The sequence below is a fragment of the Streptomyces sp. NBC_00273 genome, assembly GCF_036178145.1.
Lineage (GTDB): Bacteria > Actinomycetota > Actinomycetes > Streptomycetales > Streptomycetaceae > Streptomyces.
Window position 1 is genome coordinate 6,896,211 of sequence record NZ_CP108067.1, and the last position, 12,560, is coordinate 6,908,770.

General features: G+C 71.1%; 14 protein-coding genes. 9 read left to right on the forward strand and 5 right to left on the reverse strand.

The features are described 5' to 3' along the window. The first annotated feature begins 73 nt into the window (after positions 1-73). Complete coding sequence (locus OG386_RS30685) at positions 74-823, forward strand: endonuclease/exonuclease/phosphatase family protein (RefSeq protein ID WP_328790787.1); 750 nt, start codon at positions 74-76, stop codon at positions 821-823. A gap of 137 nt (positions 824-960) precedes the next feature. On the opposite strand, the gene OG386_RS30690 is transcribed toward OG386_RS30685, so the two are convergent. Both OG386_RS30690 and OG386_RS30695 read right to left on the reverse strand, forming a co-directional pair. Then, the gene (locus OG386_RS30690; RefSeq protein WP_328790788.1) at positions 961-1,581 is read right to left on the reverse strand and encodes a hypothetical protein; all 621 of its coding nucleotides are present in this window, start codon (positions 1,579-1,581) and stop codon (positions 961-963) included. Then, entirely contained in the window at positions 1,574-2,353 is a 780-nt protein-coding gene (locus OG386_RS30695) for an alpha/beta hydrolase (protein ID WP_030010357.1), read from the reverse strand. Before OG386_RS30695 ends, OG386_RS30690 begins: the two co-directional genes overlap by 8 nt. Before the next feature lie 170 nt (positions 2,354-2,523). Here OG386_RS30695 and OG386_RS30700 point away from each other — a divergent pair, with 170 nt between their 5' ends. From OG386_RS30700 to OG386_RS30725, 6 genes are all read left to right on the forward strand, one after another. Beyond that, entirely contained in the window at positions 2,524-3,264 is a 741-nt protein-coding gene (locus OG386_RS30700) for a lysophospholipid acyltransferase family protein (RefSeq protein ID WP_328793420.1), read from the forward strand. A 38-nt stretch (positions 3,265-3,302) separates the two neighbouring features. Then, positions 3,303-4,520, forward strand: a complete 1,218-nt coding sequence (gene macS / locus OG386_RS30705) for a MacS family sensor histidine kinase (protein ID WP_328790789.1) — start codon at positions 3,303-3,305, stop codon at positions 4,518-4,520. After that, positions 4,517-5,224 carry a response regulator transcription factor gene (locus tag OG386_RS30710; protein WP_327385909.1) on the forward strand — a complete coding sequence of 236 codons (708 nt, stop codon included), beginning with the start codon at positions 4,517-4,519 and terminating at the stop codon, positions 5,222-5,224. Before macS ends, OG386_RS30710 begins: the two co-directional genes overlap by 4 nt. Before the next feature lie 165 nt (positions 5,225-5,389). After that, positions 5,390-6,418, forward strand: coding sequence for a 6-phosphofructokinase (locus OG386_RS30715; protein WP_328793421.1), 1,029 nt, complete (start codon positions 5,390-5,392; stop codon positions 6,416-6,418). 67 nt (positions 6,419-6,485) lie between these two features. Further along, a complete protein-coding gene (locus OG386_RS30720) occupies positions 6,486-7,481 on the forward strand; it encodes a 2-hydroxyacid dehydrogenase (protein WP_328790790.1) in 996 nt (331 codons plus the stop codon). An 86-nt stretch (positions 7,482-7,567) separates the two neighbouring features. Beyond that, positions 7,568-7,888: a hypothetical protein gene (locus OG386_RS30725; protein ID WP_328790791.1), complete on the forward strand. Its 321-nt coding sequence runs from the start codon at positions 7,568-7,570 to the stop codon at positions 7,886-7,888. On the opposite strand, the gene OG386_RS30730 is transcribed toward OG386_RS30725, so the two are convergent. Continuing rightward, positions 7,885-9,783 carry an anthranilate synthase family protein gene (locus OG386_RS30730; protein ID WP_328790792.1) on the reverse strand — a complete coding sequence of 633 codons (1,899 nt, stop codon included), beginning with the start codon at positions 9,781-9,783 and terminating at the stop codon, positions 7,885-7,887. The genes OG386_RS30725 and OG386_RS30730 overlap by 4 nt on opposite strands. Positions 9,784-9,889: 106 nt before the next feature. Further along, positions 9,890-9,958 (reverse strand): trp operon leader peptide, encoded by a 69-nt coding sequence (locus OG386_RS47010; protein WP_202203957.1) that lies wholly within the window; start codon positions 9,956-9,958, stop codon positions 9,890-9,892. Positions 9,959-10,123: 165 nt separating this feature from the next. Between OG386_RS47010 and OG386_RS30735 the strand changes: the two genes are divergently transcribed. Then, positions 10,124-11,479, forward strand: a complete 1,356-nt coding sequence (locus OG386_RS30735; protein WP_030010523.1) for a class II 3-deoxy-7-phosphoheptulonate synthase — start codon at positions 10,124-10,126, stop codon at positions 11,477-11,479. Between the two features lie 182 nt (positions 11,480-11,661). Beyond that, complete coding sequence (locus OG386_RS30740) at positions 11,662-11,919, forward strand: (2Fe-2S)-binding protein (RefSeq protein WP_094744772.1); 258 nt, start codon at positions 11,662-11,664, stop codon at positions 11,917-11,919. Positions 11,920-11,934: 15 nt separating this feature from the next. Here the strand turns inward: OG386_RS30740 and bfr are convergent, their stop codons facing one another. Then, the gene (gene bfr / locus OG386_RS30745; protein ID WP_030010525.1) at positions 11,935-12,411 is read right to left on the reverse strand and encodes a bacterioferritin; all 477 of its coding nucleotides are present in this window, start codon (positions 12,409-12,411) and stop codon (positions 11,935-11,937) included. Positions 12,412-12,560 lie beyond the last annotated feature (149 nt).

A 12,560-nucleotide genomic window follows, 5' to 3' on the forward strand; every position in this document is an offset into this window, starting at 1 on the left:
CACCCTCATTTCCATGCGTACCGCCCGCCGCGCCCCTTGGGGGAGCGGCGGGCGGCTGCGTATCTTGCGGGGCATGGACCAGCTGCCGAAGTCTCGTACGGAGCCCGACGGTTCTGCCGTGATCCGGGTACTCAGCTACAACATCCGCTCCCTGCGCGACGACGAGGAGGCGCTGGCCCGGGTCATCCGGGCGTGCGAGCCCGACCTCGTCCTCGTGCAGGAGGCCCCCCGGTTCTTCCGATGGCGCAAACACGCGGCGCGGCTGGCCGCCAAGTGCGACCTGGTGGTGCTGGGCGGGGGCGCGACGGCGGCCGGGCCGCTGCTGCTGTGCTCGCTACGGGTCTTCGTGGAGCGCACGGAGGACGTCCTGCTGCCGCGCACCCCCGGCCTGCACCGCAGGGGCTTCGCCACGGCGGTGGTCCGGGTCGGGGGCGTGCGGGTGGGCCTGGCCTCCCTGCACCTCTCGCTCCAGGCCGCGGAGCGCCGGGCCCACGCGGAGCTGCTGCTGGACCGGCTGGCGGCCATGGACGTGCCCCACGCGATCGCCGCGGGCGACCTGAACGAGGGCCCGGACGGGCCGGCGTACGGGCGGCTGGCCGCCGAGCTCCAGGACTGCCGGGCGGTGGCCCCGTGGGGCGGCGAACCGACCTTCCCGGCGGCGGCGCCGGACCGCCGGATCGACGCCGTGTTCGCCACGAAGGGGGTGGAGGTGCTGGCCTGCGGCGTCCCTTCGGGGCTGCCGGGACTCTCGACCACCGATCTGCGCACGGCGACGGACCACCTGCCGGTGCTGGCGGCCCTCCGTTTGGCAGCCGCGCCCTAGCCGGGGGTGCCGCCCCCGGCCCCCCCGCCTCAATCGCCGGCGAGGCTACATTTCAGCCCCGCCAGGGGCACCTCCCAGCGGTAGCCGGGGGAGATCGAGGCGCGGGGTCCGGGGCGGAGCCCCAGGAAGCTTCGGGGTCAGACGACCGCGCCGCGGCCCGGGTCGTCGTCGTCATCGTCGTCGCCGGTCGCCATGCGTGCGACCAGCGTGGCGAAGCCGCCCAGGAAGCCGCCGATGCCCAGCGTCGTCAGCCACCAGGTCATCTCCCACTGCAGGAGCACCGCGAGCAGCAGCAGTACCGGGCCGCCGACGACCGCGAGCCACGCGAACTTCGACGTCGTGTCCGCCTGCGGGAGCTCCGGCTCCGGGGGGACGAAGTGGCCCTCCTCCGCCGCGGTCAGGTCATCGTCCTGCGGCTCCGCCGGCGAATGGTCCCGGGGACCCGCCATGCCCACGCCCGGGGCGAAGAGCACGGAGCTGCCCAGCGCCGCCGGAGGACCCGGTTCCGGGTCTGGCTTCGCCTCCGGCTTCGCGTCCGGCTTCGCTTCCGGTTTCGGATCGGCCTTCGCGTCCGGTCCGGACTCCGCGGGCAGCGGCTTGACGTCCTCCTCCGGCAGGAGGAGGTTCTCGATCGGTCTGAACGGCCGGGCCCCCGGCGGGTCCGGCGGCTCCTGCCCGTACCCGGCGACGATCGCCGCCCACGCCGCTTCCTCGTCCAGCGGCGGAACCCCGCCCGACTGCTCCTCGTGCTCAGCCACCGGCCTCCGCCCCCTCCCTACCCACGCTCTCCGCCAGGCGGCCGATGAACGCATAGCTGTCCGCGAAGATCCGCTCCGCGTCATGGTCCAACGTCGCGACGTGGTAACTCTGTTCCAGCAGGGTCTCGGTGACGTCCGTCGAGGAGACCCGGGCCAGCACCCGGGCGGAGTCGACCGGCGGTACGACATGGTCCTGCGGGCTGTGCAGCAGCAGCATCGGCTGCGTCACCTGCGGCAGCTCGGCGTCCACGAGCTGGAGGAACTTCTTCAGCGAGTGCGCGGCCCGGGTCGGGACCCGGTCGTAGCCGACCTCCTCCGAGCCCGGCTTCGCGATGTCGCTGGCGATGCCCGGCGTCGACCGGATGAGGTGCTTGGTCACCGGCAGGGTCACGGCCAGCGGGTCGTGCACCTTGTTGGCCGGGTTGACGAGGACGATGCCGCTGATGGCGTCCCCGTGCTTGGCCGCCAGCCGCAGGGTCAGCGCTCCGCCCATCGACAGCCCGAAGACGAACACCTGCTCGCACCGGTCCAGCAGTTCCCGCAGGGCGCGGTCTACCTCGGCGTACCAGTCCTGCCAGCCCGTGAGCTGCATGTCCTGCCAGCGCGTCCCGTGTCCGGGCAGCAGCGGAAGCGACACGGTGAGCCCCCGCCCGGCGAGATACTCGGCCCAGGGGCGCAGGGACTGCGGGGAACCGGTGAAGCCGTGGCAGAGGAGGACGCCGACCTCTCCGCCCTCGTGGCGGAACGGCTCGGCTCCAGGGAGGACGGGCACCAGGGTCTCCTTGATCATGATGTACGTCGGGTGGGTGCGTTGCTCTGTGTGACTTCACCGTACGCGACCGGGGTGGCACCGGCCAGGGTCGTCGGGCCCCTGCCGGTGTAGGCACGGGATATGGTCTGTTCGACAGACACAGGAAGGCTTTCGAGTTGATCTACGGCGCAATGAAGTTCTCCATCGGCGGTTCACTGAAACTCGCTTTCAGGCCGTGGGTGGAGGGCCTCGAGAACATTCCCGCGGAGGGGCCGGCGATCCTCGCGAGCAACCACCTGTCCTTCTCCGACTCCTTCTTCCTGCCGGCGGTGCTGGACCGGAAGGTCACCTTCATCGCCAAGGCGGAGTACTTCACCTCTCCCGGGGTCAAGGGCAAGCTGACGGCCGCCTTCTTCAAGGGCGTCGGCCAGCTCCCGGTGGACCGCTCCGGCGCCCGCGGGGCCGGCGAGGCCGCGATCCAGAGCGGCATCCAGGTCATCGAGCGCGGAGAGCTGTTCGGTATTTACCCCGAGGGCACGCGTTCACCCGACGGACGCCTCTACCGCGGCAAGCCCGGCGGACTGGCCCGCGTCGCCCTGGCCACCGGTGCGCCCGTGATCCCCGTAGCGATGATCGACACGGAGAAGATCCAGCCGCCCGGCAAGGTGGTCCCCAAGCTGATGCGCCCGGGGATCCGGATCGGCAAGCCGCTGGACTTCAGCCGCTACCACGGCATGGACAACGACCGCTTCATCCTGCGCTCGGTGACCGACGAGGTCATGTACGAGATCATGAAGCTCTCCGGCCAGGAGTACGTCGACATCTACGCGACGGCGGCCAAGCGCCAGATCGCCGACGCCGAGAAGGCCGAAAAGGCCGCCAAGGCGGAGAAGGGCGACAAGGGCGAGAAGGCCGACGGCACGTCGGAGTAGCTGCGCGTGGGCGGTACCGCCCGCGAGGGGTGGGGGAGATGGCGAAACGCGAACGTGTCGTACGGATGTCGGTCGAGCAGCCGCTCTGGCGCGCCCTGACCGCGTACCGGCTGCTGACCACGGTCTATGCGGCGCTGCTGTTCGCCGCCGCGTACAAGGAGTTCCCCCGCCCCGGGGTCGCGGTCGGCTACCTCGCCTTCCTCGCCGTCTGGACCCTCGCCACCTCCCGCAAGGTGGCGAACGCGGCCAGCTGTACCAAGCGTTTCCTCGTCGCCGACCTCACCGTCGCGGTCGTCGGGATCGTGCTCACCCCGGTCGCCGACACCCAGGCGCGGATCGCCGAGGGCGGCAGCACCCTCCCCACCATCTGGACGGCGGGCGCGGTCCTCGCCTACGCCATCAAGGGCGGCTGGCGCTGGGCCTGCTTCGCCTCCACCTTCGTGGCCGCCGCCAACCTCGCCATCCACACCGGCCAGCCCACCCAGGACACCCTGCACAACGTCCTGCTCGTCTGGGTCGCCTCCGTGGCCATCGGCTACGTGGTCGAGGTCGCCCGGGCCAGTGAGAACACCCTCGCCCGCGCCCTGGAGATCGAGGCCGCCACCCGCGAGCGCGAGCGCCTCGCCCGCGACATCCACGACGGGGTCCTCCAGGTCCTCGCCATGGTCCAGCGGCGCGGCAGCGAGCTGGGCGGCGAGGCGGAGGAGCTCGGCCGGATGGCGGGGGAGCAGGAGGTGGCGCTGCGCACGTTGGTCTCCAGCGGGCTGGTACGGCCCTCCCGGGTCTCCCGCGACGAGTCGCAGGGTGCACTGGTGGACACGTACGAGGTGGACGATCCGGGCGCCGAGGACGGCGAACTGGACCTGCGCACGCTCCTCGCCCCGCACGCCGGGTCCCGCGTGAGCTTCGCCGAGCCGGGCACCCCGGTGCCGCTGCCGGTGCCCGCCGCGAAGGAACTGGCCGCGGCGGTCGGCGCCGCCCTGGACAACGTGCGCAAGCACGCCGGGGAAGGGGCGCGGGCCTGGATCCTCGTCGAGGACTGGGGCGACGAGGTGATCGTGACCGTTCGCGACGACGGCCCCGGCATTCCGGCGGGCCGGCTGGACCAGGCGGCGGGCGAGGGCCGGATGGGGGTGGCCCTGTCCATCCGCGGCAGGCTGCGCGATCTCGGCGGCAGCGCCGATCTGGTGTCCGTTCCCGGGCAGGGCACCGAAGTGGAACTGAAGGTACCCAGGGCGAGGACGGACAAGAGATGAGCGAGCGCACCGACGTGAACGACCCGAACAGGCCGAACGAGCTGCACGAGATAAGGGTGATGGTCGTCGACGACCACCCCATGTGGCGGGACGCGGTCGCCCGCGACCTGGCCGCCGCGGGCTTCGACGTCGTCGCCACCGCCGGCGACGGCCCCGAGGCGGTCCGCCGGGCCCACGCCGTCACCCCCGACGTGTTGGTCCTCGACCTCAACCTGCCCGGCATGCCGGGCGTGCAGGTCTGCAAGGAACTGGTCGGTACCAACCCGGCCCTGCGGGTCCTGGTCCTGTCGGCCAGCGGTGAGCACGCGGACGTCCTGGAGGCGGTGAAGTCCGGCGCGACCGGCTACCTGTTGAAGTCCGCCGGCGCCCAGGAGCTCATCGACGCCGTCCGCCGTACCGCGGCCGGCGACCCGGTCTTCACCCCGGGCCTGGCCGGGCTGGTGCTCGGCGAGTACCGGCGCCTGGCCACCGACCCGCTGCCGGCCACCTCCGACGAGCCGAAGGCCCCGCAACTGACCGACCGCGAGACCGAGGTGCTGCGGCTCGTGGCCAAGGGGCTGTCGTACAAGCAGATCGCCGAGCGTCTGGTCATCTCCCACCGCACCGTGCAGAACCACGTCCAGAACACCCTGGGCAAGCTGCAGTTGCACAACCGGGTGGAGCTCGTCCGGTACGCCATAGAGCGCGGCCTCGACGACGCGTAGACCGGGCCGCCGAGCGTCTGCACCGCCCGTCGATCGTACTTACGTCCTCGTACGAGTGAACGGGCGTACGCAACGCCTCACGATTCCACCGGAATCGCCCTCTCCAAGCCCCTTGCTGTGACGTGGGTCACCACTAGCGTGACCGTCATGGCGATTGGAGATTCCATGAAGGTCGGAGTGCTGACCGGCGGCGGCGACTGCCCCGGGCTCAACGCGGTGATCAGGGCCGTCGTCCGCAAGGGCGAGCAGGAGTACGGCTGCGGGTTCATCGGGTTCAAGGACGGCTGGCGGGGCGCGGTCGAGGGGCGGACCGTCCCCCTCGACATCCCCGCCGTCCGCGGCATCCTGCCCCGCGGCGGCACCATCCTCGGCTCCTCGCGCACCAATCCGTTCAAGACGGAGAACGGCGTGCGCGACATCAAGGAGAACCTCGCGAAGTACGAGGTGGACGCGCTCATCGCGATCGGCGGCGAGGACACCCTCGGGGTCGCGGCCCGGTTGTACGAGGAGTACGGCATCCCCTGCGTCGGCGTGCCCAAGACCATCGACAACGACCTGTCGGCCACCGACTACACCTTCGGCTTCGACACCGCCGTCGGCATCGCGACCGAGGCCATCGACCGGCTGCACACCACGGCCGAGTCCCACATGCGGGTCCTGGTCGTCGAGGTCATGGGCCGGCACGCCGGCTGGATCGCCCTGCACTCGGGCCTCGCGGGCGGCGCCAACGTCATCCTCATCCCGGAGCAGCGCTTCGACATGGACGAGGTCTGCGCCTGGGTGACCTCCCGGTTCAAGGCGAGCTACGCGCCGATCGTGGTGGTCGCCGAGGGCGCCATGCCCAAGGACGGGGAGATGGTGCTGAAGGACGGCTCCCTGGACTCCTTCGGCCACGTCCGGCTGTCGGGCGTGGGCGAGTGGCTGGCCAAGGAGATCGAGGCGCGGACCGGCAAGGAGGCCCGTACGACGGTGCTCGGGCACATCCAGCGGGGCGGCACGCCGAGCGCCTTCGACCGGTGGCTCGCGACCCGGTTCGGGCTGCACGCGATCGACGCGGTGCTCGACAGGGACTTCGGGAAGATGGTCGCGCTCAAGGGGACGGACATCGTCCGGGTGCCGATCGCGGAGGCGACGTCGAAGCTGAAGACGGTGGATCCCGCGCTGTACCAGGAGGCCGGGGTCTTCTTCGGCTGAGCGGCGACCCGACACCATGGGCCGTATCGTGACGAACGGCCCATGGCGTCGAGGTGCGGGAGCGGGCGTGGAGATCCTGGCATTCGGTGTGACCGCCGACGAGAAGCCGCTCCTGGAGCAGGCCTTCGCGGGAACGCACGAGGTCCGCTGCCTCGAAGTCTTCCTGGAGGAGGACACCGCGCCGATCGCCGCCGGGTACGAGATCGTCTCCTCCAGCGTCAACGCCGACCTGAGCGGCCGGGTGCTGAGGATGCTGGCCGCGGGCGGGACGAAGATGATCACCCAGCGGTCCACCGGCTTCAACAACATCGACCTGGACGAGGCCCGGCGCCTCGGCATGACGGTCAGCCGGGTCTCGTACTACTCGCCCTACTCGGTCGCCGAGTTCGCCTGGGCCCTGGCGATGGCCGTGAACCGGCGGCTCGTCCGGGCGACGACCCGGACCCGGGACTTCGACTTCCGGCTGAACGGGCTGATGGGCCGGGACTTCCACGGCCGCACGGTCGGCGTGCTCGGCACCGGCAAGATCGGAGCGGCGTTCACCCGGATCGCGCACGGCTTCGGCATGCGCCTGCTGGGCTGGGACGTGGTGCAGAACCCGGCGTGCCTGGAGCTCGGCATGACCTACGTGGACAAGGACGAGCTGCTCGCCTCCTCGGACCTGATCAGCCTGCACGTGCCGCTGCTGGACTCCACCCGGCACCTCATCGACGCGGCCGCGCTGCGGCGGATGCGGGACGACGCGATCCTGGTGAACTCCAGCCGCGGCGGGCTGATCGACACCGAGGCACTGGTCGACGAGCTCAGGGCGGGCCGCTTCGAGGGCGTCGGCCTGGACGTGTACGAGGCGGAGGCCGGCGTCTTCTTCATGGACAAGTCGCTGGAGACCGTCGAGGACGACACCCTGGCCCGCCTCGTCACCTTCCCGCACGTCGTCGTGACCTCCCACCAGGCGTACTACACGACGGACGCGGTGGGCCAGATCATCGACACCACCGTCGCCAACGTGGCGGACTACCTGGCGGGCCGCCGCTCCGAGAACACCCTGGTCCCGCCCGAGTAGGGGGCGTTTCGGACGCGCCCCGGGATTTCCGCCCGCGTTCATCCACCGTCCATGACGGAGGGCGGCGGCGGGCCTACCTTCACACCGTGGACATACCTGACTGGATCCGCTGGACCTCCTTCGTCTTCGCCGCCGTACAACTGCTGTTCGTCTACCGCGCCGCGCACCTGGCGCGCCGGGCCGAGCCCGGTCGGCGGACCGGTCCGTGGCTGGAGGTCGCCGACCACGCCGTGGGCGTGGTGCTGTCCGTCGGACTGGCGCTCGGCGCGCTCCCCGTCCTGGTGGTCGGGGCCCCGGTGCTGCTGGTGGTCCTGTCCTGGCAGGGGATCCGGTCCGTCCTGGCCCGCCGGACGGCGGCGACGACCCCCGCGCCCGGCACGGGAGCCGCCACGGGCGGGGGAGCCTAGGCCGCCACCCCGGCCGTGATCCCCGTGAGGAGCTCGCGCAGCAGGTCCGCGCCGCGCAGGGTGAGGACCGACTCCGGGTGGAACTGCACCCCCGCGAAGCCCCCGGCCGGGGACCGCAGGGCGTGCACCTCGCCCGTCCCGGCGTCGCGGGCGACCTCGACCCCCTCGGCGGCCAGCCGGCCGGCCAGGACGTCGTCGCAGCGCGCGGTGTACGTGTTGTAGAAGCCGACCACCTCCTCGGCCCCGAACAGATCGATCCGGGTCTGCGCCCCCTGTGCCGGCTCCGTCTTGCGGACCAGCGGCAGGCCCAGCTCGGCCGCCAGCAGCTCGTGGCCCAGGCAGACCCCGACCAGGCCGTGGCGGTGCCCGGCCAGCAGGTCGGCCGTCAGCGCGCGCAGCATCCGCATCTTGGGGTCAGCGGCGTCGGCCGGATCGCCCGGGCCGGGGCCCAGGACGATCGGGCCCGCCCAGGCCAGGGCCGCCGCCCGCAGCCCCGGATCGTCGTAGCGGCGTACGGTCACCTCCAGCCCGGCCACCCGCAAGACGTGCGCCAGCATCGCCGTGAAGGTGTCCTCGCCGTCCACCACCAGCGCATGGCCCGCCGGGGCGGCCGGCCGCTCCTGCATCCGGAGCCAGAACGGTGCCAGGTCCTCGCGGCGCGCCGCGAGGGCCGCCCGCACCCGCGGGTCGTCGGCCAGCCGGGCCCCTTCGAAGGCCCGGCGCGGTGCGGCCGGCCGCACCCCGAGCGCCGCCAGCACCCCCGCCGCCTTCGCATGGGTCTCCGCCACCTCGCCCGCCGGATCCGAGTGCCGGACCAGCGTGGCGCCCACCGGCACCCGCAGCGTGCCGTCCGCCGCGATGTCGGCGGTGCGGATCAGGATGGGGGAGTCGAGGGTCTGCGCCCCCGCGGGGTCCCGGCCCAGCAGGGCCAGCGCGCCCGCGTAGTAGCCGCGCCCGCCCGCTTCGTACCGCTCGATGACGCGGCAGGCGTTCTGCACGGGGGATCCGGTGACCGTCGCCGCGAACATGGTTTCGCGCAGTACCTCCCGCACGTCCAGCGAGGACCGGCCGCGCAGCTCGTACTCGGTGTGCGCGAGGTGGGACATCTCCTTCAGCCGCGGTCCGACGACGACCCCGCCCATGTCGCCGACCGTGCACATCATCTTCAGTTCCTCGTCGACCACCATCGACAGTTCCTCGGTCTCCTTGCGGTCGCCGAGGAAGGCGAGGAGGGAGTCGGCCGTCGGCCCCCCGGCCGGATAGCGGTAGGTGCCGCTGATCGGGTTCATCACGACCGTCCTGCCGGACATCCGCACGTGCACCTCGGGGCTGGCCCCGACGAGGGTCCGCTCCCCGGTGTGGACGACGTACGTCCAGTACGCGCCCCGCTCGCCCTCCAGCAGCCGCCGGAACAGCGCGAGCGCGTCGGCGCGGTCGAAGCCGTCGATGCGGCCCTCGTAGGTGCGCCGGATCACGAAGTTCGCGCCCTCGCCGCGGCCGATCTCGTCCTCGATGACCCGCCGGACGGTGGCCGCGTACTCCTCGTCGGGGACGTCGAAGCCGCCGTCGTCGACCCGCACCGGGTGGCTCGGCAGCGCGGCCAGCGCCTCGGCGAGCGGGATCTCGTACGCCTCCTCGGCGACCAGCACGCTCAGCGGAGTGCCGTCGTCGCGCACGTCGAAGCCGCGCTCCCGGATCTGCCGGAAGGGGACGAGGGCGAGGGCGGGCAGCTCGCCGACGGGCAGGTCGGCGAGGCGTTCGACCTCGCCCACCTGCCCGATCAGCACCTCGACGGTGTCGTGGTCGCGGCCGGGGGTCCGGCGGCGCAGCAGGGCGAACGGCGGGCAGGCGGGGTCGAGCAGTCGGCTCAGTCGGTCGGGTCGGCTGGGATTCATGGGGCGGAGCGTCCTTCCGGTGGGAGGAGCGGCTCCTGGGATCCGACGACGTGGTCGAAAACGCGGAAGGCCGCCCCTCGGGGCGGCCTTCGCGTCGTGCGTGTCTTCAGGTACGCGCGAGAAGTGGGCCGCCGGGAGCGGTCCACCACCAGTTCTGGTTCGAGTGCGCGTACATGGTGGGCACCTTAGCCCACACCGCCCCCGCGGGGCAGGATCTGTCTCACGACGCGAGCTGAACCATGGATTCCGTTCCATCGGGTGCCCGCGACCTTTGAGCTGGTTCGTCTCACGTTGTGGGCGGGGGGCCGGACGCGGCCTGTGACGCCGTAATGTGTACGAGGTGACCGTGAACGCTGAAACCCAAGCCCCCGCCGCCAAGGCGACCTGGCGAGACCTTCCCGCGGCGCAGCAGCCTTCGTACCCCGATGCCGAGGCTCTGCGCGCTGTCGTCGCGGACCTCGAGTCGTATCCTCCCCTCGTTTTCGCGGGTGAATGCGACCAGCTGCGTGCCCGTCTGGGAGCCGTCGCCAAGGGCGAGGCGTTCCTGCTCCAGGGCGGCGACTGCGCCGAGGCCTTCGACGGCGTCTCCGCCGACCACATCCGCGCCAAGCTGAAGACGCTGCTCCAGATGAGCGCCGTCCTGACCTACGCGGCCTCCGTGCCCGTCGTCAAGGTCGGCCGCATCGCGGGCCAGTACTCCAAGCCGCGCTCCAAGGACACCGAGACCCGCGACGGCGTCACCCTGCCGACCTACCGCGGCGACTCCGTCAACGGCTTCGCCTTCACCGAAGAGGCCCGGATCCCGGACCCCGAGCGGCTGAAGCGCATGTACAACGCGTCCGCCTCGACGCTCAACCTGGTGCGCGCCTTCACCACCGGTGGTTACGCCGACCTGCGCCAGGTGCACGCCTGGAACCAGGACTTCGTGAAGTCCAGCCCGTCCGGTCAGCGCTACGAGCAGCTCGCGCGGGAGATCGACAACGCGCTGAACTTCATGAAGGCGTGCGGCACCGACCCGGCCGAGTTCAAGGCCGTCGAGTTCTACGCCTCCCACGAGGCGCTGCTGCTCGACTACGAGGGTGCGCTGACCCGCACCGACTCGCGCACCGGCAAGCTGTACGACACCTCCGGCCACATGGTCTGGATCGGTGAGCGCACCCGCCAGCTGGACCACGCGCACATCGAGTTCTGCTCGCAGATCGCCAACCCGATCGGCATCAAGCTCGGCCCGACCACCACGGTGGACGAGGCGCTGACGTACATCGACCGCCTGGACCCCGAGCGCGAGCCGGGCCGGCTGACCTTCGTCGTCCGCATGGGCGCCGACAAGGTCCGCGACAAGCTCCCCGAGCTGGTCGAGAAGGTCACCGCCTCCGGTGCGATCGTCGCCTGGGTCACCGACCCGATGCACGGCAACACCTTCGAGGCGGCCTCCGGCCACAAGACGCGCCGTTTCGACGACGTGCTCGACGAGGTCAAGGGCTTCTTCGAGGTCCACAAGGCCCTCGGCACCCACCCGGGCGGCATCCACGTCGAGCTCACCGGTGACGACGTCACCGAGTGCGTGGGCGGCGGCGACGAGATCTTCGTCGACGACCTGCACCAGCGCTACGAGACGGCCTGCGACCCGCGGCTCAACCGCAGCCAGTCCCTGGACCTGGCGTTCCTCGTCGCCGAGATGTACCGCGACCAGTAGGGATCAGTCAGTACCTTCGTACGACAGTGGGGCGCGGATCGATGTGATCCGCGCCCCACTGTCGTATCCAGGGCTTTTAGGCGACCCTAACTTTGGGTACGGTTAGGTAAGCCTCACCGAAATGGGGATGGCTCGCCGCATCGCTGAACCGTTGAACCATTCCGCCCTGGGAGGTGAACCGCGTGTACGTCTGCTCTTGCTTCGGTGTCACCGACAAGCAGGTCAAGGAGCACGCGGCTGCCGGGGCCTGCACCCCGCGCCAGATCGCCTCGGTCACCAAGGCCGGCACCGACTGCGGGTCGTGCGTGCGCACCATCCAGGGCATCCTCGGCCGTGGAGCCTGCCCCCGCCGGGAGCTGCTGGAGAAGGGCCAGGGTGCGGCCGTGCTCGCCGCGGAGCCGGGTTCGGCCCGTTCGGCGGAGCTGGCGGAAGCGGCCTAGGGCTCGATCGGCCCGTTAGCTCGGCTGCTCGATCAGCTGCGCGATGTAGAGCGGCTCGCCCAAGGACTCGATGAGCTCCAGCTGGGTGTCGAGGTAGTCGATGTGGTGCTCCTCGTCCTCCAGGATCTCCTCGAAGAGCCGGGCCGAGGTGATGTCACCCTTGCCGCGCATGACCTCGATGCCCCGCTTGAGCCGGTCGATGGCCTCGACCTCGACCTGGCGGTCCGCCTGGAACATCTCCGTGAGCGTCTGCCCGACGCGCACGTGGAAGAGGCGCTGGTAGTTCGGCAGGCCATCGAGCATCAGGATGCGCTCGGTGATCTTGTCCGCGTGCTTCATCTCGTCGATGGACTCTTCACGCGTGTACTTGGCGAGCTTCGTCCAGCCCTTGTTGTCCTGGATGCGGTAGTGCAGCCAGTACTGGTTGATGGCCGTCAGCTCGCCGGTCAGCTGCTCGTTCAGAAACTCAAGGACCTCGGGGTCGCCCTGCATCGCAGAGGCTCCTTCCAGGCAATGTCAGCTATGTGACGGGGCAGTTGCGCGCATCCTTGCACCGCCGCAGGGGACCGTCCAGTAAGTGCCTCCTTAGTGGGAGTTACCGTGACTTGCCCGAATCGGCCAAGACCTGGTCATGACCACCC

Excerpts from the sequence above, each read along its gene's own strand:
- OG386_RS30685 (WP_328790787.1), top strand. The coding sequence starts at position 74 with ATGGACCAGCTGCCGAAGTCTCGTACGGAGCCCGACGGTTCTGCCGTG.
- OG386_RS30700 (WP_328793420.1), top strand. The coding sequence starts at position 2,524 with ATGAAGTTCTCCATCGGCGGTTCACTGAAACTCGCTTTCAGGCCGTGG.
- macS (WP_328790789.1), top strand. The coding sequence starts at position 3,303 with ATGGCGAAACGCGAACGTGTCGTACGGATGTCGGTCGAGCAGCCGCTC.
- OG386_RS30710 (WP_327385909.1), top strand. The coding sequence starts at position 4,517 with ATGAGCGAGCGCACCGACGTGAACGACCCGAACAGGCCGAACGAGCTG.
- OG386_RS30715 (WP_328793421.1), top strand. The coding sequence starts at position 5,390 with ATGAAGGTCGGAGTGCTGACCGGCGGCGGCGACTGCCCCGGGCTCAAC.
- OG386_RS30730 (WP_328790792.1), bottom strand. The coding sequence starts at position 9,783 with ATGAATCCCAGCCGACCCGACCGACTGAGCCGACTGCTCGACCCCGCC.
- bfr (WP_030010525.1), bottom strand. The coding sequence starts at position 12,411 with ATGCAGGGCGACCCCGAGGTCCTTGAGTTTCTGAACGAGCAGCTGACC.